This is a genomic window from Varibaculum sp. C0165D1, assembly GCF_056590355.1.
The window spans coordinates 508,239-531,632 of record NZ_JBWPVY010000002.1; the positions used below are offsets into that span (position 1 = coordinate 508,239).

Here is a 23,394-nt window from a genome sequence, read left to right on the forward strand (position 1 = left end):
TAGCGTCCCGCCTGCGCCTGTCCGCTATCCCTTAGCTAGTGCTTTAAGATTTCGTGAGCGGCGTGACCTTCGGGTTCAATTTGCAGGGTGCAATGCTCAATCCTGCGCGGGAAATGGCTCTTCATGCACTCTTCTACCTGGTGTAATACTTCCAGGGCGTGCCCGTCACGGTAGCATTCCTTGGCGATAACAATATGGGCTGATAGCAGCACAGTATGGGAGTTTAGCGGCCACACGTGCAGGTCATGAACCCCAGTTACGTGTTCTACCTCCAGGATGTGCTCGCGGATGTGGTCGGCGTTCAGTTCACCAGGGACACGGTCTAGTAAAATTGATCCCGCTTCTTTTAACAGTTTGTAGCCACGGGGCAACATTGCGCCCGCGATCAGCAAGGAAATCACGGCGTCAACCCGGGTAACACCCGTAAGGCGGGTGATAATCCCGCCCACGATAACCCCAACCGAAGAAATCGCGTCGACGGACACTTCTAAAAACGCAGCGCGAATATTTAGGTTATCGCGGTGCTGCCCCAGCATCACCAGCATAGATGCCAAGTTGCCGATTAGCCCGGCCAAAGCCCAGGCCGCCATTTGGGTACCGTCAACTGGGGCAGGGGTGATTAAGCGTAGGATTCCCTGGTAGCCAATTACCGTGCAGACAATAATAATCATCCCTGCTTGCAGACCGCCAGCGATTGCTTCTAGGCGCGCGTAACCATAGGTCATGGAGTCAGTGGCGGGGCGGGTTAACAAAGTGGCGGTGAATGCAGCTACGAATAGCCCTATGGAATCTATCGCTACGTGACCGGTGTCGGCAGCTAGGGCTAGGGAACCGGACAAGATAGAGCCGATAAGTTGGGCAACCAGGATCGCTAAAGTTATCCCGGCAGCAATCAGCAGCCGATTGCGAGTGGATTCGTTGGTAGAAACATGTTGATGCAAAGCGTGGACACCTCAAACTTAGCTAGACCTAATTTTCTCGGATGCTCCCCATTTTAACCACATAAATTTTTATAAATTTTGTCGGTAGGTCTCCCCAATTTAAAGAAAAAGTGTAAGAATGATAAATATGTCGTCAAGTGATACTCCGGCGCTGCGTGGATGGCGCCATTTATTTTCCGGTAAAGAACGCGAAATTTATTATCCGGCGGGACAGTCGGCTCATGATTCAGACACAGTTCTGATTGTAGCTACTGACCGTTTCAGTGCCTATGGCCAGGTATTTCCTACAGAAATCCCCGGTAAAGGTATTGCGCTGACCCAGTTGACTACCTGGTGGCTAGAACAGTTGGGGGATTCTATTCCCAACCACTTCCTATCTACTTCTTCGGTACCCGAGATGGTAGCGGGTCGTGCCATGATTTGCCGCCGCCTCGATATGTATCCCCTGGAGTGCCATGTTTCCGGTTATCTAGCCGGCGCCGCCTGGCGTGAGTACCAGGCCAAAGGCACTATCGGGGGAGCGCGGATGCCCGAAGGTTTGCAGCAGGATCAAAAACTGGAGGAACCAGTTTTTAATCCGGTGGCAAAAACCCAGATGGGACGGCACGACAACAACGTTTCCTGGGAGGCGCTGCAGTCACTGGTCGGCAGCGGCCGGGTAGATAAGATTATCGAGTATTCTCTGGATCTCTACGACCGTGCGGCCAAGATTGCTCTCGATAACGGAGTGATTTTAGGATCCACCAAGTTCGAGTTCGGCTCGGCTCTACCCTACGGGGGCGAGGCCGTGGTCTTGGGTGATGAAGTACTGACCCCGGACTCCTCCCGCTTTTGGAGCGCTGATAACTATCAGCCAGGCAAGCATAATCCCCGGATGGACACCCAAATTCTGCGCGACTGGGTGGACTCGGATGCCTGCGATTGGCGGCCCTACAAGTTGCAGGATCCGCCAGAGATTCCCGCAGATGTGGTGAAGCAGACATCCGATCGTTATAAGGAAATCTACGAAACCCTGACCGGACGTACTCTTAACGAGTAAGTTAGGAAAGTTTCCACAGATAATATCCACAGGTTTTACTGCGGTTTCGACCCCGTTAACAACCCTGTGGATATTATCTGTGGATATCTATTTTCTAGAAACCTACTAGCCGTAAAATGTCAAATTTTTCCTGGTTAACCTCAGGTAAACCTTGAGGGTAACGGGGGTTTCAGCTGGCAGCGTTACTGTTTCAGCTTCTATCTGCTCGAATAGCATGTAGGTGCTGTTGGCTGGGGATAACCCGAGAAAAATATCTGCGAAAACCAGCAAAGTTTAGATTCGGTGTAAAGGTTTTCAACAGGAAATCAGAGCATCTCCAGAGGATAACACCTGACAATCCCACGGTGAACAGCAATTTAACAAACCCTCAAGTAGTTACTTGAGGGTTTACATATCTTTCAGGTTGTAGAGCTGTTGTCGTTATGGGTAGCACCCCAGCTGTAGGTACGAAGCAGATAATAAAACTGCTGCTCAGCAAATTGCTTTGCCGAGCAGCAGCATTAAGTAAATAAATCTTAGAAGTCTAAACCACTAAAACATCTAAGTAGCTGGCAGCTAGTTTTATTTCTTATTAGTGATTCCCAGGTAGGCGCTAATCAAACCAACTGCAATCACGATCGCCACAATGAAGCTAATGAAACCGTGACCTTCACCAATAACTTTGGCCAGAATCCAGTCAGCCAGGCCAGCAGAAACCATACCGATGATAATGGTGATAATCATCCCCATGTTTTGCTTGCCCTTCATAAAGAAGCGCGCTAAAGCTCCAATGATGCCGCCGCCAATAATTGAACCGATCAAACCCATTTTTCTTCTCCGTTATTTCTTCTCTAGTTATCTTCCGTACTCTTCCTGTGTAGCATTCCAGGACGGTATTGTGCAAAAGCGACCGCCAGCGAAATGCAGACCAACCCCACGATTTCTCCCACATTTGGCAGGTGGCGGAGGGCTGCCATGGTCACCAGCTCACTAATCGCCGGCATCAGACAAGCTAATAGCGAAAATATATCGGGACCTAGACGCCGCAGCGCCACCTGCTCCAGAGGAAACGGTAACGCCGTAGAAAGCACTCCCACCGCAATACAGCAAAACAAGATCCAGCCACTTTGCCACCCCTTAGCGATCTCCATCGGTCCTACTATCGGCACAGTGAGGATAGCGGCGATAAATAAACCCATCGCTAAAGAATCTTGGCCATGACCGGCAGCAGCGAGTTTTTGCCCCACTACGATATAGCCCGCCCAACAAAAACCAGCAGCAATCGAAAATGCCAACCCGATCCGTGCCGCGGCAGTGGAAATATCCAGGCCAATCCCGGAAATGGAGGCTACTCCCACCCCCGCAAGAATCGCCGCGATTCGAGTACTCCAGCCGCGTCCTCTAAAAAGTGCCACCACCACTGGCCCCACAAACTCAATCGAGACACAAGTACCCAGGGGAATTCGCGAAATAGCCTGGTAAAAAGTCATATTCATGGTGGTGATGAACAACCCCAGAACCGTTGCTGCTGCCAGCGCGCGTGGGGTAAGACCGCGGCGGAACGGACGGCGAATCAGCACCAGGATAACGGCTGCTATCGCTACTCGCCACCAGGCCACCGTAGTGGGGTTCATCAGAGCAAATAACCAGATAGTGGCAACTGCTGCGCCCGAGTACTGGGACAAACCAGAGCCCACAAAAATTAAGGGCGCCGGAATCCGATCAGAAAATTTGCGCGTGTTACCCATCGTCACCCCTATGGTTACGACTGTAATTCCACAAACAATGCGCGGTGATCAGAGATCGGCATCTCGATAGTGTCCACCGCTTTGACCTGGCAAGTGGGGGGAGCAAATAACTGGTCGATCTCAAAACGGGGTTCGGCGGCTGGAAAAGTGAGCGCGCTAGCCAAAGTTAGATAGGGGTATACCTGGTGAGCATCTTCTCGGCTCAAGTTCATATCTCCCACTAGCAGCGGTGTTGCCTTCCCCGCCAAGGAAGCTAAGCCCTGCCAAGAGCGTATGAGCTGCCGCTTGGCGGTGGCGGTTCCTAATTCGAGGTGGGTGCTGCCCAGTAAAAATCGTTCATTTGCAGTTACTATTTCTGCCCCCAACAGGCTGCGGGTTTGCCCGCCATAGAATTTCCAGGTGCGCGGATCCCAACCAGGAATTTTGATGCGTGGGGGAGCCGCCCCTAGTTTGGCGCTGACCCAGCGGCGCACCGGATGGGGGGTAAGCACCGCGACTCCGTACCCGCCAAACAGGGGGCGATCTGCGCGAAGGGGATGCCGGGTGTCACTGAGATTCTCGCGGGGAAGCACTACTGGTAACCGTATCCCTAAAGCGAGTTGACCAGTGAAAAAGCTTAAGAATCGGTGCTGCCATACCTGCCCGGTTTCCTTATTCAAGGAAGTGGCGAGGGCGCGGGTCTGGTCTTGGAACCCGGAGCGTAATTGGTAATAGTCAACCTCTTGCAAGCAGATCGCATCGGGGCGGAAAGCGGCAAACAGTCGCGCCAGCTCCTGCCAGCAATTCCCAGGTAAAGTTTGCCCTTCAGCTGGGGCACCATGTTCGAGGTTTGCACTGATAATCCGCATATTATTCCGCCTGAAAATCTAGGCAGATAGAGTTAATGCAATAGCGTTGCCCGGTCGGCATATCGGGTGCATCTTCGAAAACATGTCCCAGATGGCTCTGGCAGTTAGCGCAGCGTACTTCGGTTCTAACCATCCCATGGGAGGAGTCGTGGTGGTAGCTGACCGCCGCGTCCTCGGGCTTAAAGAATGCAGGCCAACCGCAGTGAGAATCAAACTTGGTATCGGAGCGGAACAGCTCGGCCCCGCAGGCGCGGCAACGATAAATCCCCTGTCGATTTTCATTTAGATATTGGCCGGTGCCGGGGCGCTCGGTACCTGCCTCCCGCAAAACATAGTATTCGTTGGCATCCAGGCGGTTTCGCCAATCAGTCTCGCTGGCGCTGCGGGGGTCGAAATTACTCATCGCTCAACCTTTCTGGGAGTCATTTTCGCCTACCAACTTGCGTGCCAAGCGATGCACTTCCTCATCAGAGCGATCGCGACTCAGGTAACGCACTTGTTGCGGTTGAATGCGGCGCGAAACCAACGCCCAAGGAACTTCTTTTACCAGCCATTGAATTAGTTGTTCTCGCAGGTAACAACGCAGTACCCATAAATCACTGCTATCGGCTGCTGAAACAGAAATCCGCACAGTTTGGCTATCCGCACTCATGTCGGAGACATCTACACTGGCGTGACGTCCGTCCCACAGTTCGCAGCCAGACAACAGCAAGTCCACTTGCGCACGGATGGAATCGATAGGGGCGGAATAATCGAGATAAAGTTCGACCATTCCCTCCTGTTGAGTGTGTTTGCGGGTCCAATTTTCAAAGTTCTCTTGGGTGAAATGGGTGGAGGGCACAATCATGCGGCGTTCATCGAAGAGGTTAAGCACCACATAGGTGAGGGTGATTTCCTCTACTGTACCCAGTTCTTTTTTCCCGTCTAAACCAGGTACCTGCACTTTATCGCCCACGCGCAGTGCATCAGAAAGCGCAATCTGTAGCCCGGCAAACACATTTGCCAAAGTCGATTGAGCAGCCAAAGTTGCCACGATCGAGGCAACCCCCGCTGAAGCCAGCATAGAACCCATTGCCACCTGGGCAGAAGGGAAAGTCAAAATCGCGCTGGCGATACCTACCACTACCACTACCGCTTGTAGGACGCGCCGAATCACCTGCGCCTGAGTCAACATTTTTGACCGACTCCGGGTAGGTTTTCCGCGGTTAGCTTTTACCGCCACATCTTCGATGAGGTAGCAAATGCGGGTAATCAGGAAAGTGAAAGCCAAAATGACCGCTATCAGCAACCCTTGGCTAAACCGACCAATCCCGGTAGAGCTGGAAATTTCCAGCCCGGAAGTGGTGTATTTCCAACCCAGATAGGCGCCCAGAATCGCCATAGTAAAGAAGAAGGCGCGGGTGGCGCGGTTTAGAATTAGCTTTGTGAGCGGCTCGCGCTTAGAGACCAGCTTCAAAATCGCAGTAGCGATTGAGGCTAGGATGATCCCGGCCACCGCCCCAATACCCGTGCCGGCCAGGCTGGTTAACCAATCGAATACTTGCTCGACGGTTTGATCTGATGAAGACGTGCTCGATAATAGCCACTGCATATTCCTAGACTACGTTTCACCGACGAAAAATGCAGTTATTGAACCGGAAAAAGATGCGGTGAACGTGAGTTGTGAGAGGCTTCATAGATGATTACTTTGCCTTTAGTTGCCTAGTGCCGGTAACATTATTCAAGTCTGAGCCGAGGCCTATAGGCCAGGCCGCAAGGCCCCCATCGTCTAGAGGCCTAGGACACCGCCCTTTCACGGCGACGGCACGGGTTCGAATCCCGTTGGGGGTACGATCTGCCGAAAGGTGGAACACAAATGAATATGGCCCAGTGGCGCAGTTGGTTAGCGCGCCGCCCTGTCACGGCGGAGGTCGCGGGTTCGAGTCCCGTCTGGGTCGCAGGTCTTTTTTGGACCCTTAGGCTCTGTAGCTCAGTTGGGAGAGCGTTCGACTGAAAATCGAAAGGTCACCGGATCGATGCCGGTCGGAGCCACCATTTTATAGTTACCGCTATTCTTGATACTCTTTGGTGGCATCTGCGCCAGGGGAAGCAAAATGATCCCAACCTTGCTGGCAGTGCGGTTTTCCATCTACTAATAGGAACGTCCCAGGGCTGGTCTCCGCAGGCACGCTGGCAATGTCTTCGCCCTCGTTGCAGTCCCTACGTCCAGGCGAGTTCCCTGGTAGTACCCGTCCAATGGGGGTAAATCCGGGAACCGCAAATCCCGCGGGAGCGGTACACAGTAAACCATGGTCTTCGCCGCCTCCTAGAACCCAATCCCAGCTATTTACACCCAAGAAACTAGCCAGGCCAGCTAGGCGTTGCGCATATTTTTCTAAGCGGGAACTACTCAAGTCAAGTACTACTCCGGAAGCGGCTGCTATTTTTGCCCCGTCCCGGCTCAGCCCATCAGACACATCCATCAGGGCATGGGCTCCAGCGTCTGCTAACTGGGGCGCAAGGTCGGCGGGAACCTGGGGGACCTGGTAGCGGCTTATAACCTCTTTAGCGAGGCCGCGCAAAGCTTCCGGTAGGGCAGAATCGTCTAGGGTCGCTTGCGGGCTTTGGAAGTGTTCTAGCAGGGCTAACCCGGCAGCGGAATCACCGAGATTGCCCGCAAAATAGACGAAGTCACCCACTTGCGCCCCGCAGCGTAATAGCGGGGGCCGTCCTTGCAAATCCCCAATCACCGTCACTGCCATCTGCAGGCAGGGTCCGGAAGATAAATCTCCACCCACCAGGGCGTACCCGTAGCTTTCTAAGCCTTTTGCTAGCCCGGTAGCGAGGGCGTTAATTTCGGTGTTACTCATACCTTTGGGAATGGTTACCGCCGCGACTGCGCTATGAGCGCTTGCCCCCATGGCCGCAATATCGGCGGCGTTTTGCGCGGCGGCGCGCCTGCCGATCTGTTCTAGGCTCATCCAGTCGCGACGAAAATGCACTCTTTCTACCAGCACATCGGTGGAAATCACGGAGCGAGAATCAGGATGAGCCAAAACCGCACAATCATCTCCCGACCCCACCAGTACTCGCTTGTGCGCATGTAGCCCGGAAGTAAAATCGGCGATCAAGCGATCTTCGGCCGTAATGGGGGTAGGTACCGCCCCCTGAAAAGACGGTAAAGAATGCGGAGAAGAGGGTTCTACCTGGGCGGACTCGCCAGGAGGAGAAGTAGTCATAGTAGCTAGCCTACCTACTTACTGCTATCAGTTCACTAAAGCCGGTTTCGGCGTCGCATTTGCGTAACCGCTAGCCTTCCAGTGGCGAACGCGATCCTATTTTATGGCGTTATCTAGCTGGGCTTTGCGGGTTAGCTGCTGCAAGAAACGATCCTGGGTTTCTCCGAAGAGGTCGCGCCAATAGCCACGCTGCGTAACTTTCCCGTGTTTTAGCACTACTACCTGGCAATCTAGGGCAATCACATCGATTAGGTCGTGGGTGACCTGGATAGTGGTAGCGCCCCCGATTCGTTCCCGCAGCAGCACTCGCAGCTGGTCGGCTACCTCTACATCCAGGGAGGCCATTGGTTCATCTAGTAACACCACATCCGGTTCTATCGCCATCGCGCGGGCAATAGCGGCGCGTTGCTTTTGACCGCCGGAAAGCTGATTGGGACGGCGTCGCTCTAGGTTTTGCATTCCCACCGCGGCTAGTTGGGTGCGCGCCAACTGGCGGGCGCGCTCTTTATCAATCCCTAGGCAACGCAAGCCAAACACCGCGTTACGCAGCACGGACATATGTGGAAATAGCGCTGGATCTTGGGCGAGAAGTACGATTCGAGGCTGATCTATGCTCCACTTAATAGAGCCGGAATCCGGTATCAGGGTGCCTGCCAGCAGGGAAATGATCGTAGATTTTCCCGCCCCATTCGGACCCAGTAGGGCAGTGGCGGAGCCGGGGGTAAAATCTAAATCCACGTCTAAGTTACGTACCGCTATTTTCGCGTCCAGATGTACCCCGGGACCGGTCTGTTTTTCTCGTGGCACTTTCTTGGAAAGGCCGCTAATCGCACCGGCTGTGCCCGGGGCGCCGCTGAGCTTTTGCCTTCCCATCAGACGCGAATACCAGAAGTCTGAAAGTACCTGGGTGCCACCTACTATCAAAATTGCCAGCGCAATAATCACTAAAGATAGAGAAAGTGCCAGGTCAGTATCGGTTTCTCGTTGCAGATATACCTCGAGGGGAAGGGTGCGGGAAATACCTTGCAGAGATCCGGCAAAAGTAATCGTGGCCCCAAACTCTCCCAGGCAACGCGAAAACGCCAAGGCGGTCGCGGACACAATCGCCGGTGCTGATAACGGTAACGTTACCTGTAACAAGGTGCGGGTGCGGGTAGCTCCTAGCCCCCTGGCGGCGGCCTCGTATTGGAAACCCCGAGTACGTAGCGCGCCCTCTAGAGAAGTAATCAGGAAGGGCATAGCGACGAAAGTTTGGGCAATAATTACCGCCAAGGTAGTGAACCCAATCTGAATCCCCAATAAATCCAGCTTTGCCCCGATAATCCCCATGCGTCCCCAGGTGATCAGCAGTACTAAACCGGCAACTACCGGGGGTAACACCATCGGTAGGGTAACGAAGGTGCGTACTAGGCGGGGAAATAAATTGTTTCGCGCCTGGGCGAGCCACAGTGCCAGGGGTACCCCGCAGACAATACACAGCGCAGTAGAAATCAGGCAGGTTTTTAAAGACAGCCAAAGAGCGTCCTGGCTTTGGGCAGTGGCCAGCAGCTGCGGGATTTGCCCCCAATGTACCCGCAGCACCAAGGCGGCAAAAGGGATCAGTAAAAAAAGTAGCGCTAAGGCGGCGGGGCCCCACAGCCAAGCTGGGGACCCCGCCGCTTGATTAGCTCCGAAAGATTTACGCAAGGGGAGTGCTAGCTCTTATCTGTTGACAGGGGAGCAGAGAAACCATAGTTTTCCAGGATCTTTAGCCCCGCCTCAGAAAGGACAGCCGCGATAAACTTCCTGGCTGCCTCTTGGTTCTTCGAATTCTTTACTAAAGAAATCGGGTAGGCGTTGACGACCTGCTCGATCCCCTTAACTGCAATAATCTCGACCTTATCTCCAGCGGCCTTGGCGTCGGTCTGGTAAACCAGTCCCGCATCGGCCTCCCCACTTTCCACCTTGCCGCGTACATCGGTAACTTTTTGTTCCTCAGATACCGGCTTCAGGGTTACCCCTAGTTTTTCTTGCAGTTCTTTGGTGGCATTACCGCAAGGGACGCCCTCGGCACAAACCACTAGTTTCTTGCCGTCCAAAGAGGCATCTAGCCCGGTAATCTTGGCGGGGTTCCCTTTGGGGACAATTAGTGCCAGGGTGTTGGAGGCGAAGGGTTTGACCTCGCTAACCAGATCCGCGTCAGTTGCTTTTTTCATGTTCTTCTCGTCAGCAGAAGCAAACACGTCCGCCGCCGCACCGTTCTTTAACTGATCTACCAGGGTAGATGAACCCTCGAAAGAGAACTTTACTTCGATATTAGGATCGGACTTTTTCAGTACTTTCTCTACAATTTCCGGGAAAGCCTTATTTAACGAGGCGGCAGCGAACACTGTAAGCTGGGTTTTTTCTGCCGGTGTTTTGCTTTCTGCGCTCTTAGTACCCCCCGATGCCGAGCAGGCGCCTAGTGCCAGGGCAAGCCCGGCTGCTAAAGCAACAAGGCGAAATTTTTTCACAGTTTTTCTCCTTCTGGCAGTTGCACCGACACGTTAGTGGCTTTGACCTGTGCGGTAGCTACCGAACCAACCTCTAAATTAAGTTCTTCTACCGCTTCGGTAGAGACCAGGGAAACCACCCGATAGGGCCCGCACTGCAGATCTACTTGGCTCATTACCTGGCCTTTTTTCAGGGCGATCACCAGGCCTTGAAAGTGGTTACGAATCGACTGGTTAGGTTCTTCCCCCAGACGTATGGCAGTAGGTCGTTCCTGCAAGAACCGGGCTACCGAGGCTCCGTCCACTCGTTTGGGACCAGATCCAGTAACTGCTTTGATTAGGTTTTCATCAAGCCAACGGCGAATGGTGTCATCACTGACTCCGAGCAAGTTGGCGATAGTAGATATCCGATAATTTGGCATGAAGTTAGGCTATCGTAAAAACAAAGAAAATACCTAGAAAATAGGTTTTCTGCGGAAATAGTTATAAGAAAAGTTCTAAAAATAAAAAATATGCTTAGTTATCAAAGCCCGGGTAAAACTAGCTGGGGTACCGGGAAATCCTTTGTGACAAGACGCATCGAGGGTGCCGACCGCTCGAAAAGCGAGCCGGCACCCTCAAAAAGCGTCCGGGTTTAAGCTCCCTGGGCGGGGGCCCCGCCTGCGTCCTCACCGCCGGCAGCAGTAGCCCGAACCGGGGTCCAACCCGGCTTTTCCGGGCTAGCGGCAGTCGCGGGGCGCCGCGAACGGTAAACGATTGGTGGACGGGTAACGTAACCCACCGGAGCTGAGAGCACGTGCACTAGGCGGGTGAAGGGCCAGACCGCCAGCAGCAGTAAACCGGCAATAATATGCAGTTTGAAACTGAGCGGCACATTCGCCATCAGATCTACCTGAGGTTGCAGCATGAACAAGGAACGCAGCCACACCGAAATGGTTTTGCGGTAGTTATAGCCGCCATCTGCACCAAAAAGCTGATTGGCGGCAGTAGCTATTGCCCCCAAGGCCAGGGGAATCGCCAAGAAAATATAGGCAACTAGGTCGCGGCCGGTAGTAGCGAAACGTACCGAATGGTTAACGAAACGCCGCCACAGCAAGCCGATAAAGCCCAGCAGTGCCGCAATCCCTGCCACGGTGCCCCCAAAAGTGGCTAGTAGGTGGTACTGATGCTGGGTGACCCCCATAGACTCGGTCATCCAGTCGGGGATGAATAGCCCCATAAAGTGCCCCACCAGCACGAACAAAATCCCGAAATGGAATAGCGGGGAAGCTAATCGCAGGATTTTAGCTTCCCGTAGCTGTGAGGACTCGGAAGTCCATCCATACTGGTCAGAGCGGTAACGCCAGATAAGACCGGCAACTAGTAGCGTAATGCAAATATAGGGAAATACTCCCCAAAACAACACGTCCATGACTTCACCCTTCGCTCGCGGTGTCTGCTTGAACCGGGGCTAACTGCGGCCACGGTAAGTTATTACTGTCGTCTAAGCCCACTAATTCGGTAGGCGGACCTTGACGGATTAGGCGCTCCATGCGCTGGCTGGTTTCACTGTCAGCTTCTCCCAACACCATGCGCAGGGCGTTTACCACCTTTTGCCAGGGAGAATCCAGAGAGCACAGCGCGGCATGCAGCACTTCGATACCCTCCCGGCTGGCGGCGATCGCGCCCAGCACTAAAGCTAAATCTTCGCCCTGACAGCGGGCTGCCAACTCTAAAACCCGAGGTAGATAGTCGGGTAAAGATTCCCGGTGGGGAGGTTCAAAGCCTACGGCGCTAAATAAATCTGAAAATACCGTAAGCGCGATTCCGCGTTGCCGGGTATCTCCAGTGGCGTAATAGGTTAGCTCCAGGGCGCAGCGGCGTTTGCGGTCAAAAGTTTCTACGTAGTCCTCTTGTACTCCGCGAACTCCGCGCATGCGGGCCCAGGAACAAAACTCTCGTAGCTCTTGCCCGATGGCCTCAGGTAGTAGCTCAGCCTCTGCCTTCACCTGAGAAAGGAGTTCCTCCAGGTTGTCACCGGGGTAATCCAAAAGCAGCGCGCAAGCCATCAGGGCAGCGGAACGCTGGTCCGGCTCGAGAGCCACCGCGTTTACCGGGGGCGCCTCCTGCCGGGTAGGAATGAAAGAAACCTTGGAGGTCACCGCGGTGCCCTCCCGATTTCCACCGGGACTTTACCCGAGGACGCGCCCTGACCCACCGGACAAATATATTCACTGGGGGTACGGGCGGTTTCGGGATGAGTGGTGGGAATGACGTAACGATCTTTATATTTAGCGATCGATAGCAGCCGGTACATGGCTTTTACCTGCTCTTCACTCATGCCCACCGCAGCCGGGATTTCCGGGTTCGGCTGATCGCCCAGGTTGATATCGCGCATATAGGAACGCATAGCCGCCAAGCGCCGCAAAGAGCGCTCTACCGGTCGCGGATCCCCCGCGGCGAACAGGTCTGCAAGGTATTCCATAGGGATGCGCATAGTGGCTAGGGCAGTTAGCAGGACCTTGTGGTTCTCACCATCGGCTCCCGAAGCGGTAACCGCCTCAACTACCGGAGATAGCGGGGGAATGTACCAAACCATCGGCAGGGTGCGGAACTCTGGATGCAGGGGCAGCGCCAGAGAATATTCCACGATCAGCTTATATACCGGGGAATTCTGAGCCGCTTCGATAAAGGACTCAGGAATCCCGCTTTGACGTGCAGCTGCAATCACTTCTGGATCTGTCGGATCCAACATTACATCCCGCTGTGCCTGGTAAAGCTGAGTTTCGTCCTCAGTTGCGGCGGCCTGGCTGACCCGGTCGGCGTCATAGAGGATTACTCCCAGGTAGCGCAGCCTACCCACGCAGGTTTCGGAGCAAACCGTGGGGTCGCCGGCCTCGATCCGGGGATAACAGAAAGTACATTTTTCGGCCTTGCCGCTCTTGTGGTTGAAATAAACCTTCTTATAGGGGCAACCCGAAACACACATCCTCCAACCGCGACAAGCGTCCTGGTCGACTAGGACAATCCCATCTTCGGTACGTTTATACATCGCTCCCGACGGGCAGGCAGCCACGCAAGTGGGGTTCAAACAGTGATTGCAGATGCGCGGCAGGTAGAACATAAAGGAACTCTCGAGATCCGCCTTCACCTGCTGGTTCATCTTTTTAAGGGTGGGATCATCCTGCAGGGTTTCGGTAGAGCCGGCCAAGTTGTCATCCCAGTTTGGCCCCCACTTGATATTCTTCAGGGGTTTGCCGCTCATCTGAGAACGCGCCTGCGCTACCGGTAGCGCTTTAGAACCTGCCGGAGCCGACAACAACTTGTCATAGTCGTAAGTCCAGGGCTCGTAATAATCATCTATCTGCGGCATATTGGGGTTGGCGAAAATTTTAGCCAGCTGTGCTAGCTTCCCCCCAGAACGCGGAACTAACTTGCCGGAGGCAGTGCGCCGCCAGCCACCCTTCCACTTTTCCTGGTCTTCCCAGGTACGCGGATAACCGAGTCCGGGGCGGGTCTCCACATTGTTGAACCACATATATTCGGTGCCGGTACGGTTAGTCCATGCCTGTTTGCAGGTCACCGAGCAGGTGTGGCAACCAATGCACTTGTCCAGGTTCATTACCATGACCACTTGGCTCATTACTTTCATGACTGGGCTCCTTTAGAGAAAATGCAAACTGCCACTGACATTTAGAACTCCACCTCCTGGCTGCGGCGACGAATATAGGTGACTTCGTCGCGTTGATTGCCGGTAGGACCGGTGTAGTTGAAGGCATAAGAGAACTGTCCATATCCGCCCAACAAATGTGTTGGTTTAATAAAGATGCGGGTCAGAGAGTTATGGGTGCCTCCACGTTTACCGGTTGACTGGTTAAGCGGAGTGTGGGTAATCCGTTCTTGCGCGTGATACATAAATACTGTTCCCTCCGGGATCCGGTGGGACACAATCGCGCGGGCGCTAACCACTCCGTTACGGTTATGGGCTTCAATCCATTCGTTATCGCGTACCCCGATCTTGGCCGCATCCTGCGGAGACATCCACACGGTTTGTCCGCCGCGACCGAGAGTGAGCATATAGAGATTATCGAAATACTGGGAGTGAATCGCCCACTTGTTATGGGGGGTGAGGTAGCGGACTGCGACCTCGGCACTGGGGGTGCCATCCCCGCGCACCATGCCCGGTGCTGGTTCTCCAAAGAGGTGATGCAAATCCAGCGGAGGACGATAGGTGGGCAGGGATTCCCCGTAGGCACACATCCAATCGTGATCCAGGTAGTAGTGCATCCGCCCGGTCAAGGTGTGCCAAGGCTTGTGGTACTCCACGTTTTGGCTAAACGCGGTGTAACGTCGTCCCCCGTGTTCACTGCCGGACCATTCGGGGGAAGTAACCACTGTCTTGGGAGTCTGTTGCACATCGGCCAGAGTGATCTGGTAATCAGCGTGCCCGCGAGACATTTCAGTCATATCCCCGGAGGCACCCACTTTTTCAGTTAAGGTCTTAAAGCCCTGGGTAGCCAGCCGTCCATTGGTGGTGCCGGAGAACTTCAAAATGAACTCGGCAGCAATCTGGTCGGTGTCTAGGCGCGGACGCGGTCCGATCGCGGTCTCGATTTCTCCAAACTGTTCGCGCATTTCGCGCAGTTCTTTATCGGGGGTGAAAGGCACGCCCTTGGTGCCCATCCCCATTTTCTCGATTACTGGACCTAGAGAGTTAAATTTCTCCGCAATCTTGGTGTAGTCGCGCTCGATCGGAATAATCTTTGGCATGTTGACTCCCGGTACCCAGCCACATTCCTCCCGGGGAATCACTACCCCGGCAGGATTAGCTAGTTCATCGGGGCTGTCATGCCCCAGGGGAGCGGCCAGCACGTCCGTTTGCGTGCCCAGGTGCTTGCCTGCCATCTCCGACACCAATTGCGCTAAATCTTGGAACAACTGGAAATCGGTGCGTGCCTGCCAGGGCGGCAGGATCGCGGCGTTGAAGGTATGCACATAAGGATGCATATCCGTGCTGGACAGGTCATATTTCTCGTACCAGGTGGCAGCAGGTAGTAAAACGTCAGAATGCAAAGTGGTAGAAGTGTTGCGGAAATCCGCAGTCACTACCAAATCCAGCTTGCCTTTCGCGGCCTGCTCACGCCAACGAACGTTACGAGGACGCTGGTCTTCGGATACTTCCTCGGCCTGGACATCGTTATCGGCGCCGATCATATGGCGCAAGAAGAACTCGGTACCTTTGGCAGAGGACCCGAGCAGGTTAGTACGCCAGTTAAAGAAGACGCGCGGGTAGTTGACCGGGTTATCCGGATCTTTCGCCGCGAACTCTAGCTTTCCGGTAGCGAGCTGTTCGGCCACGTAATCCGCGGGTTTCTTACCGGACTCTTGCGCTTGCCGTCCCAGCTCCAGAGAAGACCGGTTGAACTGGGGATATGCGGGCATCCAGCCGCGTTCAGTCGCTTCCAGTAAAGAATCCGCAATATTTTGCTTGGGCACTGAGGCCACAGATGCGGGCGAAGTCAAGCGGTCGGTGGTCAGCGAATCGTAACGCCACTGGTCAGTGGTTAAATACCAGAAACCGGTGGAGATCATTTGGCGCGCCGGGCGTTGCCAGTCTAAGGCGAATGAATATTGCGTCCAGCCGGTAATCGGACGGACTTTTTCTTGCCCTACGTAGTGCGCCCAGCCGCCACCGTTAACCCCCTGGGTACCGCACATAGAAGTCAGGGCCAAGATGGTGCGATATATCTGATCAGAGTGGAAATAGTGGTTCGTGCCAGCACCCAAAATAATCTGGCTGCGGCCTTCAGAATCGAGGGCGTTTTGTGCGAACTCGCGGGCTATCCGGATGGTGGCATTAGCCGGCACTCCGGTGATTTCTTCTGCCCAAGCGGGGCTGCCGGGGTTGGAAGAATCCTGATAATCCTTACCCCAAACGCCCGGGAGACCCGCGCGCTTTACCCCGTACTGGGCCAGCATAATATCAAAAACGGTGGTGACCAGATGTCCATCAATCTCGCGCACCGGCACCCCACGCTTAATGGTGCCGGCACCCACCGAGGAGCCCTCGGTCTCTCCGGCTACCAGGTCGAAACGCGGAAGAGTGATTTCAGCGGTTTTACCGTCGTTTTCATACAGGCTGAGCTCGGCATTGACGCCCTCCATCTTCAGGTTCCAATGGCCTTTACCTTCCGGAGTGAACCGGTCAGCCAAAGTACCACCCGGATCCTTGACACTACCGTCGGCATCCATCACTAGGAAGCGGAATTCTGGTTTGGGTTTTTCTTTGGTTTCCGCCGGCAGGTTAGAAACATCGGCGGCGCTTAGGAACTTGCCTGGTACCAGCCCTTCCGCGGTTTCTTCTAGCTTTATCAGGAAGGGCGAGTCGGTGTAGGAACGCATATAGTCCAGGAAATACTGAGACTGTTTGCCCACGTGGAACTCGTTTAGAATCACATGGCCCATCGCGGTTGCCAGCGCTGCGTCAGTGCCGGGATTAACCCGGAGCCATTCATCCGCGAACTTGGTGTTATCGGAATAGTCGGGGTTGATGGATACCATCTTTTGCCCGTGGTAACGCGCTTCCGTCATGAAGTGCGCATCCGGAGTACGAGTCAGCGGCAGGTTTGAACCCCAAACCAGCAGATAGGAAGAGTTAAACCAGTCTCCGGCCTCGGGAACGTCGGTTTGATCCCCGAATACCTGGGGGCTGGCTACCGGAAGGTCTGCATACCAATCATAGAAAGATAGGTTTACCCCACCGATCAACTGCAGGTAGCGGGCACCGGCACCGAAAGAAACCATCGACATAGCTGGAAGTACCGAGAATCCGGCGATGCGGTCTGGTCCGTAGTCTTTGATGGTGGCCACGTTGGCGGCAGCCACGATCTCTAGGGCTTCCTCCCAGCTGGTACGCACCATGCCACCCTTGCCGCGTGCGGATTTATAGGCGGCGGAGGCAACCGGATCTGCGGCTACCGCCCGGAAGGCCTCGACCGGATCCGGGTGAGTTTGTTTAGCTTTGCGGTAGGCATCTAGCAGCACTGAACGCACATAGGGGTGCCGAATCCGGGTGGGGGAATATTCGTACCAGGAGAACGCGGCACCGCGAGGACAGCCGCGCGGCTCATAGTCAGGCATATCCGGACCGGTAGACGGATAGTCAACCGCTTGCGCCTCCCAGGTGATTAACCCGTCCTTTACAAACACTCGCCAGGAGCAAGAACCGGTGCAGTTCACCCCGTGAGTAGAGCGCACCACCTTGTCATGGCTGAAACGTTGCCGGTAGAACGCATCCGCTTCACGCCCTCCGACCAGGAACATTTGGCGAGCGTCCTGGCTTACCTGCCCGCGCCTAAGCTTCGCACCTAGTTTTAATAACGAAGAAACAGCCATTTTATTTTCCTTTAAGTTGTGTGCTTACTAAGTTTCTGGTGTCGAGAACGCCCCCGCGCCCTCGGCAATAATTTTTATCCGGGGAAGGGCGCGTTCTTGCGGGCGTACTGCCACCAGCAAAGCGCCGAACCGATGATACAAAAGACGGTACAACCGTAGAAGAACGTGGTCGGGGAGACCGCGGTTAGTGCTACTGACGTCACGAAGGGACCGAAAGACGCTACTGCGGCAGTGAACCCGATGGCTCCGCCTGCTTGGCGGGCGGGCATAATCATCGGCATCTGTTTGAAGGTGCCGGCATTGCCCAGGCCAGCGAAGAAGAACATCACCAACATAGCAATCAGGAAGCCGTAGAAATCGCTCATTGACTGCGGGTTGTTGAGGTAGAAACCGGCAATGGCCAGGGTAACTGCCATCCCCACTCCACAAATGAAAGTCCAAATCGCTCCGCCCATTTTGTCGCAGAACGGCCCCCAGGCCATGCGGACTACTGAACCAATCAGTGGCCCTAGGAAGGCGAAAGAAGCACCGGCGACCGCCAGTTTCAAGGGAGACTCGGCGCCGTAGTTGTCATTAATGAGCAGACCGAACACTGCCGAAAGCCCGGAAAATAGCCCGAAGGTCATCACGTACAGCACCGTCATATACCAGGTGTTGGCATTGCTGAAGATATCGAGCTGCTGGCGAATATTGGCTTTAATCGGTACGTCGCGCAGCATAGTAAACGACAAGATCGCCGCCACAATGCACCAGGGGACAAAGAAAATCGCGGCGTTAGACACCCAAATACTTGCGCCATCGGCGGTCTGCTGGGGGCTCATCCAAGTGAGACCGAATAGCGAGAATCCCATTAGCATCGGGCCGACTAGCTGAATGATTGACATCCCTAGGTTGCCGATCCCGGCTTGCAGACCCAAAGCAGTCCCCGAAAGCCGCTTGGGGAAGAAGTAGCCGGTAGAAGGCATATAGCCAGAGAAGGAACCGCCTCCGATCCCACACATGAACGCGAGAGCTAGTAGCCACCAATAGGGGGTGTTCGGGTTTTGCACCGCGAAGAACCAGCCCAGCATGGGGATGATGTACAGGATTGAGGACCAGCCCACCAGTTTGCGGGTACCCACGATGGGCGGCAAAAAGGTGTAAATCAAACGCAAGAATCCGCAGGACAAACCGGGCATGGAGGTCAGCCAGTAAAGCTGCGCCTTGGTGAGGTCGAATCCGATCTCATTAAGTTTAGGGGCGATAGCTGATACCAGGAACCACACGGTGAACGCCAGGATTAAGGAATAGGTGGAGATCGCCAGGGTGCGCCAGGCAAGTCCAGAGTCCCATTTATCCGGGTTATTCGGTTCCCAGTCAGTCAGTACGTATTTAGATTTCTTTGTAGCTTCCATAGCTCCATTGCTTTCTTTATGCCAGGTAACGCTGTCAGCCTGTCAGATTTTCCTTAACTTTTCCGTGTTACGATAAATGAGGACAATATCTGCAGGTTAAAGCGATATTGTTAATAACGATAATAGCCCGACCTGAGGGATGGTATCCAGGTAATCGCAAGCTGGTGTTTGCGTAATTGGTAGGAGGATTTCGCCTTGTCAACGGACCCGCACGCGCACTTAAAAGAGAAAAAACTACAAAAATTGCGCGGTCGCGCCGCAGGTGCGGTGATAACTGTTTCCGATCGCTGTAAAAACGGAGAGCGCCCTGATAAGTCAGGTCCTTTGGCTCAGGAACTGCTAGGTGAGTACGGAATCGATGTAGATCGGGTAAGGGTGGTTGCTGACGGAATCGAATCCGTGCAAAACGAAATTCGCGCTGCCATTGCCGAGGGTGCGCGAGTGGTGCTAACAACCGGAGGCACGGGAATTACCGAACGGGACCTGACACCCGAGGCCACCGCTCCACTGTTAGAGGCACGCCTAGATGCGATTGCTTGGCAAATCTGTCAGCAGGGTCTAAAAGCCACCCCGCTCTCTTCGCTTTCGCGCGCCCTGGTGGGGATTACTGGGCGGGGCTCCGAGGGTGCGATCGTGGCCAATGCGCCCGGCTCCCGAGGAGGAGTACGCGACACCATTAGCGTCCTCGGCCCCCTCTTGCCCCACCTTTTAGAGCAGTTAGATCCCGTAGCCTTCCCCCTGGAGTAGCAGCTGGAGACCTGCTTTTTCCGGAGCGGGCAAAACTTTTTCCTCCTGCCCAAAAACTCGAAAAATGACCAAGTCATTTTTCGAGTTTTGCGCCCGCCTAGCCGACTCGGATAAAAGTTTCGCCCGCTCCTATTCTGGAGTTGGTGCTCCCGCGTAGAGGTCGCGGCTAAGACAAGGGATAACAAGCTGTAGCGAGGGAGTAGGTTGCTCCGAGCGGGTGCGGTGGGCATAAGAATTTGGAAAACGCCGCTACGTTTTCCAAATTCTTGGGCAGGAGGAGCAATCTACTCCCTCGCCCGACCTGACCCGGTGCCCTCGCCTAGCTAGCGGGAGATACGTAGTAACTCGGTTACCGGGGCGATATCTGCCGGCGTATCCACGTCGCGGGCATAATCGGGGGAAATCTTGCGGGTGGCAAAGCCGATTTCACCCAAAACCCCGCGTACCGAGCGATTAAGGGGATTTGCGCGCGCCATCTCCATTAGCGCCCGTACGGTAAATGCCCCGAGAACATATTGGGTAACTTCTCCCACCTGGCCTAAAAGTATTTTTTGTTTCTCAGCAGCGTCCTCGTTGGTTTCCTGTAGCTGCCGCGCCAGCTGGCGCAAAGCAAAACCGGAAAGCGGAGCATCTACCGGGCAAACCCCGATAATGTCGGAGGGAGAAAACACGAAAGAGTTAGCTAACCGGCGCCAGCCAGCAGCGATTCCTGCGGCAGGTCCCGAGCCGGGGGGTTCCTCCATCGTGAGAAAGACTCCCTCGGGAACCTCAACTTCGCCGGGAGCCACCACTACGGTGGGAACTGCCGGCAAAAAAGATAGCGTCCAACTGATGAGGCGATCTCCGGCAATCAGTAGATCGGGTTTACTGCGTCCTCCGAGGCGTTTGCCGGTCCCGCCCGCCAACACGATTACTCCATTTAGGTACTGCGGGGAACTAACCATGATTAACTTCCCTATCTGCAGCTTCCGGTGCGCATCCGGGACGCACCCAAGTGCCGGAGCGTCCTCCTCGTTTTTCCAAAACGTAGCACTCGCGGATAGAGACCATTTTGTCTACCCCTTTCACCATGTCGATCAGGTTTAAAGCGGCGACGGAGGCAGCGGTAAGGGCCTCCATCTCGATTCCGGTGCGGTCAGCAGTCCGGCAGGTGGCAAGAATTTCCACGCCTTCCTCAGCCAGTTGAATATCTACTGCGCAGTAATGCACCCCAATCGGATGCGCTAAGGGCAGCAGCATCGGGGTCCGTTTGGCGGCGGCAATCCCCCCGATGCGCGCTACTGCCAAGGCATCTCCTTTCGGAACCTCTCCCGCGCGTAGGGCCGCCATAATCTTCGGCGAGCACTGCACAAAGGCGCGCGCCCGCGCCTGGCGCACGGTGGGCTGCTTGCCGGTAATATCCACCATATGGGCCTGACCAGCTGCGTTTAAGTGGGGTAAATGCTGTGCGTCTTGGTCTTCCATAACTGTTCCTTCTTTCCTGATGCCCGAACCGCTGGATGAGGCAAGTCAATGTGTCCCTAGCAGGGCAACACATCCACTAGGCTCCATTGATCTACCTGAGTTACGTCCTCTGGCACGATTGCCAGCGCATTTGCTTGATGCAGGGAAGCCACGAAATGCGAACGCGCCCCCAAACGGTGAGTAGGGGTAATGGTGGGGGTATCGCCCACGCGCTGCGCCTCAGTTAAATGAACGGGCACGAATTGGCGTTTACCGGCAGGTGACTTCCACGCCACGGTAGTGGTGGCGGCGCGAGTCTGGAGCGCGGCGCGTCCCTCCTTCCCGGCTAAAGCGGCCAGGATGGGGCGTACAAATACATGGAAAGATACAAACACGCTGACCGGATTACCGGGCAAAGTTGCCACATAAACCGCGGCCCCATCAGGAGCCGGAATCGTGCCAAAACCTTGCGGTTTACCGGGCTGCATCGCAACTTTGGTAAAAGCTAAACCGCCCGATAAGCCAACTTGTTTCACCACATCATAGGCGCCAGCGCTCACTCCGCCGGTGGTTACAATCAAATCCGCGCCCTGGGCTGCCTGCTGCAAGGTTTTCGCAAAGACTTCGGGTTCATCATCGGAGCTATAAACGCCAGATACTATTGCGTCTTGCCGGTGCAGCAGCGCCTCTAACAGCACCGAATTCGAGTCCGGGATTTGCGCCCCCTTCAGGGTCGCTCCCGCCGGGCGCAGCTCTAGCCCCGTAGAAATTACTGCTACTCGCGGGCGGCGATAAACCGGTAACTCCGAATAACCTATAGAAACTGCAGAGGAAAGCGCGGCGGGAGTAAGAACCGTTCCGGCGTTCAAAACCAAATCACCTATGGCAGCATCCTCGCCCGCCTTGCGTACGTTCGCCCCCGCGCGCGGACAACGCACAATCGTGACCTCTTTAGGCAGTTCAAGCGGACCTGCCGGCAGGGTGGTGTCCTCTACTTTAATCACGGTATCGGCGCCGGCAGGCATGCGGGCACCGGTCATAATCCGCATAGCATGTCCGGCCGAAAGGCGATAATCAGCATTGTCGCCAGCGGCAATATCGGCTTCGACTGGCAAAGTTAGGGGCAAAGTTTTTTGTGCTCCGTCATCCCCGGGGGCGCTTGGCAACTGGGTTTTATTTTGCGCAGCGGAGTCAACAGCCTCTCGGTTTTTATCTGCCCCCGTCGCCGGGGTGGAGTTTTCTTCGAGGACGTCCGGCAGGTCGCAGGCGCGCACCGCAAACCCGTCCATCGCCGAGTTAGTAAAAGGTGGCACCGGGAAACGGGCCGAAACATCTTCCGCTAAAGTAGCTCCTAACGCTTCCGCTACTGGCATCAGCGTGGGAGGAAGGGACTTCACCTGGGTTAACACCTGCTTGAGATACTCGTCTACCGCTTTCATTGTTGCCCATCCTTTCCGGATACCGTTGTTTGCTTCTGGGATCCGTTCCCAAAATGCACTACGTTCCATTTCCCGCTGGCCGCGTCCACGATTAAAAGTTTTCCGATAAGGGGTTCGCCGACTCCCACAATCATTTTGATAGCTTCAGTTGCCAGAATCGATCCCGCCTGCCCACAAACCGCGCCGAGCACCCCATTTACCCGGGAAGTGGGGGTGGTTCCAGCAGGTGGCTCCGCCGGATATAGGTCCCGCAGGGTAAGTCCTTTGGCGAATACCGAAATTTGGAAATTCATAGCCACTAAAGTTCCCCACAGGTGGGGGCGGCCCACCTCGGCGCAAGTATCGGCAAGCAGATATTTGGCGGAAAAATTATCGGTTGCATCAATTACCAGGTCATACGCGCTAATAATGCTGCGGGCGTTGTCAGCAGTGATCTTCGGTTCTAGCTGCACCCGTACATTCGGGTTCAAGCTATGGACAGTGGCGGCCGCCGATACCGATTTAACCTGTCCCAAGTTAGAAGCGGGATGAATAACTTGCCGCTGCAGATTCGATTGCTCCACCCGATCGGGATCAGAAATCCCCAGAGTGCCGACCCCAGCGGCACTCAAATAGGCAAGAGCTGGAGAGCCCAGACCGCCGGCGCCTACTACTAAAACTCGTGCGGCCTGCAAAGAATCAATCCCGCGCTCACCTATCCCGTCCACAGTGGCGGTGAGGCGATCACGTTCGGAAACCATCCGCTTCCTTTCC

Annotated in this window: 21 protein-coding genes and 3 tRNA genes; 5 read left to right on the top strand and 19 right to left on the bottom strand. The window is 54.9% G+C overall.

Annotated elements, in window-relative coordinates:
- Positions 1 to 35 precede the first annotated feature (35 nt).
- On the bottom strand, positions 36 to 941 hold the full coding sequence (locus AC1EKS_RS04745) for a cation diffusion facilitator family transporter (RefSeq protein ID WP_481009417.1): 906 nt from the start codon (positions 939 to 941) through the stop codon (positions 36 to 38).
- 127 nt (positions 942 to 1,068) lie between these two features.
- On the opposite strand from AC1EKS_RS04745, the gene AC1EKS_RS04750 reads away from it, so the two are divergent.
- The gene (locus AC1EKS_RS04750) at positions 1,069 to 1,980 is read left to right on the top strand and encodes a phosphoribosylaminoimidazolesuccinocarboxamide synthase (protein ID WP_481009416.1); all 912 of its coding nucleotides are present in this window, start codon (positions 1,069 to 1,071) and stop codon (positions 1,978 to 1,980) included.
- A gap of 561 nt (positions 1,981 to 2,541) precedes the next feature.
- Here the strand turns inward: AC1EKS_RS04750 and AC1EKS_RS04755 are convergent.
- The 5 genes from AC1EKS_RS04755 to AC1EKS_RS04775 are packed head-to-tail and all read right to left on the bottom strand — an operon-like array spanning position 2,542 to position 6,146.
- A complete protein-coding gene (locus AC1EKS_RS04755; RefSeq protein WP_481009415.1) occupies positions 2,542 to 2,787 on the bottom strand; it encodes a GlsB/YeaQ/YmgE family stress response membrane protein in 246 nt (81 codons plus the stop codon).
- A 23-nt stretch (positions 2,788 to 2,810) separates the two neighbouring features.
- On the bottom strand, positions 2,811 to 3,707 hold the full coding sequence (locus AC1EKS_RS04760) for an EamA family transporter (RefSeq protein ID WP_481009414.1): 897 nt from the start codon (positions 3,705 to 3,707) through the stop codon (positions 2,811 to 2,813).
- Between the two features lie 14 nt (positions 3,708 to 3,721).
- The gene (locus tag AC1EKS_RS04765) at positions 3,722 to 4,555 is read right to left on the bottom strand and encodes an endonuclease/exonuclease/phosphatase family protein (protein ID WP_481009413.1); all 834 of its coding nucleotides are present in this window, start codon (positions 4,553 to 4,555) and stop codon (positions 3,722 to 3,724) included.
- A 1-nt stretch (position 4,556) separates the two neighbouring features.
- Positions 4,557 to 4,958, bottom strand: a complete 402-nt coding sequence (gene msrB / locus AC1EKS_RS04770) for a peptide-methionine (R)-S-oxide reductase MsrB (RefSeq protein WP_481009412.1) — start codon at positions 4,956 to 4,958, stop codon at positions 4,557 to 4,559.
- 3 nt (positions 4,959 to 4,961) lie between these two features.
- Positions 4,962 to 6,146 carry a mechanosensitive ion channel family protein gene (locus tag AC1EKS_RS04775; protein WP_481009411.1) on the bottom strand — a complete coding sequence of 395 codons (1,185 nt, stop codon included), beginning with the start codon at positions 6,144 to 6,146 and terminating at the stop codon, positions 4,962 to 4,964.
- 166 nt (positions 6,147 to 6,312) lie between these two features.
- Here AC1EKS_RS04775 and AC1EKS_RS04780 point away from each other — a divergent pair.
- The 3 genes from AC1EKS_RS04780 to AC1EKS_RS04790 all read left to right on the top strand — a co-directional run bounded on the left by AC1EKS_RS04780 (position 6,313) and on the right by AC1EKS_RS04790 (position 6,589).
- Positions 6,313 to 6,385: transfer RNA gene (locus AC1EKS_RS04780), tRNA-Glu, on the top strand.
- Between the two features lie 33 nt (positions 6,386 to 6,418).
- Positions 6,419 to 6,492: transfer RNA gene (locus tag AC1EKS_RS04785), tRNA-Asp, on the top strand.
- Between the two features lie 21 nt (positions 6,493 to 6,513).
- Positions 6,514 to 6,589, top strand: a tRNA-Phe gene (locus AC1EKS_RS04790).
- A 14-nt stretch (positions 6,590 to 6,603) separates the two neighbouring features.
- Here AC1EKS_RS04790 and thiL read toward each other — a convergent pair.
- The 9 genes from thiL to AC1EKS_RS04835 all read right to left on the bottom strand — a co-directional run bounded on the left by thiL (position 6,604) and on the right by AC1EKS_RS04835 (position 19,012).
- Positions 6,604 to 7,773: a thiamine-phosphate kinase gene (thiL, locus tag AC1EKS_RS04795; protein WP_481009410.1), complete on the bottom strand. Its 1,170-nt coding sequence runs from the start codon at positions 7,771 to 7,773 to the stop codon at positions 6,604 to 6,606.
- 96 nt (positions 7,774 to 7,869) lie between these two features.
- On the bottom strand, positions 7,870 to 9,459 hold the full coding sequence (locus AC1EKS_RS04800) for an ABC transporter permease (RefSeq protein WP_481009409.1): 1,590 nt from the start codon (positions 9,457 to 9,459) through the stop codon (positions 7,870 to 7,872).
- 8 nt (positions 9,460 to 9,467) lie between these two features.
- Entirely contained in the window at positions 9,468 to 10,265 is a 798-nt protein-coding gene (gene modA, locus AC1EKS_RS04805) for a molybdate ABC transporter substrate-binding protein (protein WP_481010271.1), read from the bottom strand.
- Positions 10,262 to 10,666, bottom strand: coding sequence for a TOBE domain-containing protein (locus tag AC1EKS_RS04810; protein WP_481009771.1), 405 nt, complete (start codon positions 10,664 to 10,666; stop codon positions 10,262 to 10,264). The genes modA and AC1EKS_RS04810 overlap by 4 nt, the downstream gene beginning before the upstream one ends.
- A 212-nt stretch (positions 10,667 to 10,878) precedes the next feature.
- Positions 10,879 to 11,655: a respiratory nitrate reductase subunit gamma gene (narI, locus tag AC1EKS_RS04815; RefSeq protein ID WP_481009770.1), complete on the bottom strand. Its 777-nt coding sequence runs from the start codon at positions 11,653 to 11,655 to the stop codon at positions 10,879 to 10,881.
- 4 nt (positions 11,656 to 11,659) lie between these two features.
- Complete coding sequence (narJ, locus tag AC1EKS_RS04820; RefSeq protein WP_481009769.1) at positions 11,660 to 12,385, bottom strand: nitrate reductase molybdenum cofactor assembly chaperone; 726 nt, start codon at positions 12,383 to 12,385, stop codon at positions 11,660 to 11,662.
- Entirely contained in the window at positions 12,382 to 13,875 is a 1,494-nt protein-coding gene (gene narH / locus AC1EKS_RS04825) for a nitrate reductase subunit beta (RefSeq protein ID WP_481009768.1), read from the bottom strand. Before narH ends, narJ begins: the two co-directional genes overlap by 4 nt.
- A 41-nt stretch (positions 13,876 to 13,916) precedes the next feature.
- Positions 13,917 to 17,618: a nitrate reductase subunit alpha gene (locus tag AC1EKS_RS04830; protein WP_481009767.1), complete on the bottom strand. Its 3,702-nt coding sequence runs from the start codon at positions 17,616 to 17,618 to the stop codon at positions 13,917 to 13,919.
- 74 nt (positions 17,619 to 17,692) lie between these two features.
- Complete coding sequence (locus AC1EKS_RS04835) at positions 17,693 to 19,012, bottom strand: nitrate/nitrite transporter (protein WP_481009766.1); 1,320 nt, start codon at positions 19,010 to 19,012, stop codon at positions 17,693 to 17,695.
- 195 nt (positions 19,013 to 19,207) lie between these two features.
- On the opposite strand from AC1EKS_RS04835, the gene AC1EKS_RS04840 reads away from it, so the two are divergent.
- On the top strand, positions 19,208 to 19,759 hold the full coding sequence (locus AC1EKS_RS04840) for a MogA/MoaB family molybdenum cofactor biosynthesis protein (protein ID WP_481009765.1): 552 nt from the start codon (positions 19,208 to 19,210) through the stop codon (positions 19,757 to 19,759).
- A 323-nt stretch (positions 19,760 to 20,082) separates the two neighbouring features.
- Here AC1EKS_RS04840 and mobA read toward each other — a convergent pair whose 3' ends face one another.
- The 4 genes from mobA to AC1EKS_RS04860 are packed head-to-tail and all read right to left on the bottom strand — an operon-like array spanning position 20,083 to position 23,381.
- The gene (gene mobA / locus AC1EKS_RS04845; protein ID WP_481009764.1) at positions 20,083 to 20,703 is read right to left on the bottom strand and encodes a molybdenum cofactor guanylyltransferase; all 621 of its coding nucleotides are present in this window, start codon (positions 20,701 to 20,703) and stop codon (positions 20,083 to 20,085) included.
- A complete protein-coding gene (gene moaC / locus AC1EKS_RS04850) occupies positions 20,696 to 21,223 on the bottom strand; it encodes a cyclic pyranopterin monophosphate synthase MoaC (protein WP_481009763.1) in 528 nt (175 codons plus the stop codon). The genes mobA and moaC overlap by 8 nt, the downstream gene beginning before the upstream one ends.
- Positions 21,224 to 21,279: 56 nt before the next feature.
- The gene (locus AC1EKS_RS04855) at positions 21,280 to 22,641 is read right to left on the bottom strand and encodes a molybdopterin molybdotransferase MoeA (RefSeq protein ID WP_481009762.1); all 1,362 of its coding nucleotides are present in this window, start codon (positions 22,639 to 22,641) and stop codon (positions 21,280 to 21,282) included.
- Positions 22,638 to 23,381: a HesA/MoeB/ThiF family protein gene (locus tag AC1EKS_RS04860; RefSeq protein WP_481009761.1), complete on the bottom strand. Its 744-nt coding sequence runs from the start codon at positions 23,379 to 23,381 to the stop codon at positions 22,638 to 22,640. Before AC1EKS_RS04860 ends, AC1EKS_RS04855 begins: the two co-directional genes overlap by 4 nt.
- Positions 23,382 to 23,394 lie beyond the last annotated feature (13 nt).

What these genes read in the sequence shown, in the direction of transcription:
- AC1EKS_RS04750 (WP_481009416.1), top strand. Translation starts at nt 1,069, where the DNA reads ATGTCGTCAAGTGATACTCCGGCGCTGCGTGGATGGCGCCATTTATTT.
- AC1EKS_RS04755 (WP_481009415.1), bottom strand. Translation starts at nt 2,787, where the DNA reads ATGGGTTTGATCGGTTCAATTATTGGCGGCGGCATCATTGGAGCTTTA.
- AC1EKS_RS04760 (WP_481009414.1), bottom strand. Translation starts at nt 3,707, where the DNA reads ATGGGTAACACGCGCAAATTTTCTGATCGGATTCCGGCGCCCTTAATT.
- AC1EKS_RS04765 (WP_481009413.1), bottom strand. Translation starts at nt 4,555, where the DNA reads ATGCGGATTATCAGTGCAAACCTCGAACATGGTGCCCCAGCTGAAGGG.
- msrB (WP_481009412.1), bottom strand. Translation starts at nt 4,958, where the DNA reads ATGAGTAATTTCGACCCCCGCAGCGCCAGCGAGACTGATTGGCGAAAC.
- AC1EKS_RS04775 (WP_481009411.1), bottom strand. Translation starts at nt 6,146, where the DNA reads ATGCAGTGGCTATTATCGAGCACGTCTTCATCAGATCAAACCGTCGAG.
- thiL (WP_481009410.1), bottom strand. Translation starts at nt 7,773, where the DNA reads ATGACTACTTCTCCTCCTGGCGAGTCCGCCCAGGTAGAACCCTCTTCT.
- AC1EKS_RS04810 (WP_481009771.1), bottom strand. Translation starts at nt 10,666, where the DNA reads ATGCCAAATTATCGGATATCTACTATCGCCAACTTGCTCGGAGTCAGT.
- narI (WP_481009770.1), bottom strand. Translation starts at nt 11,655, where the DNA reads ATGGACGTGTTGTTTTGGGGAGTATTTCCCTATATTTGCATTACGCTA.
- narH (WP_481009768.1), bottom strand. Translation starts at nt 13,875, where the DNA reads ATGAAAGTAATGAGCCAAGTGGTCATGGTAATGAACCTGGACAAGTGC.
- AC1EKS_RS04830 (WP_481009767.1), bottom strand. Translation starts at nt 17,618, where the DNA reads ATGGCTGTTTCTTCGTTATTAAAACTAGGTGCGAAGCTTAGGCGCGGG.
- AC1EKS_RS04835 (WP_481009766.1), bottom strand. Translation starts at nt 19,012, where the DNA reads ATGGAAGCTACAAAGAAATCTAAATACGTACTGACTGACTGGGAACCG.
- mobA (WP_481009764.1), bottom strand. Translation starts at nt 20,703, where the DNA reads ATGGTTAGTTCCCCGCAGTACCTAAATGGAGTAATCGTGTTGGCGGGC.
- moaC (WP_481009763.1), bottom strand. Translation starts at nt 21,223, where the DNA reads ATGGAAGACCAAGACGCACAGCATTTACCCCACTTAAACGCAGCTGGT.
- AC1EKS_RS04855 (WP_481009762.1), bottom strand. Translation starts at nt 22,641, where the DNA reads ATGAAAGCGGTAGACGAGTATCTCAAGCAGGTGTTAACCCAGGTGAAG.
- AC1EKS_RS04860 (WP_481009761.1), bottom strand. Translation starts at nt 23,381, where the DNA reads ATGGTTTCCGAACGTGATCGCCTCACCGCCACTGTGGACGGGATAGGT.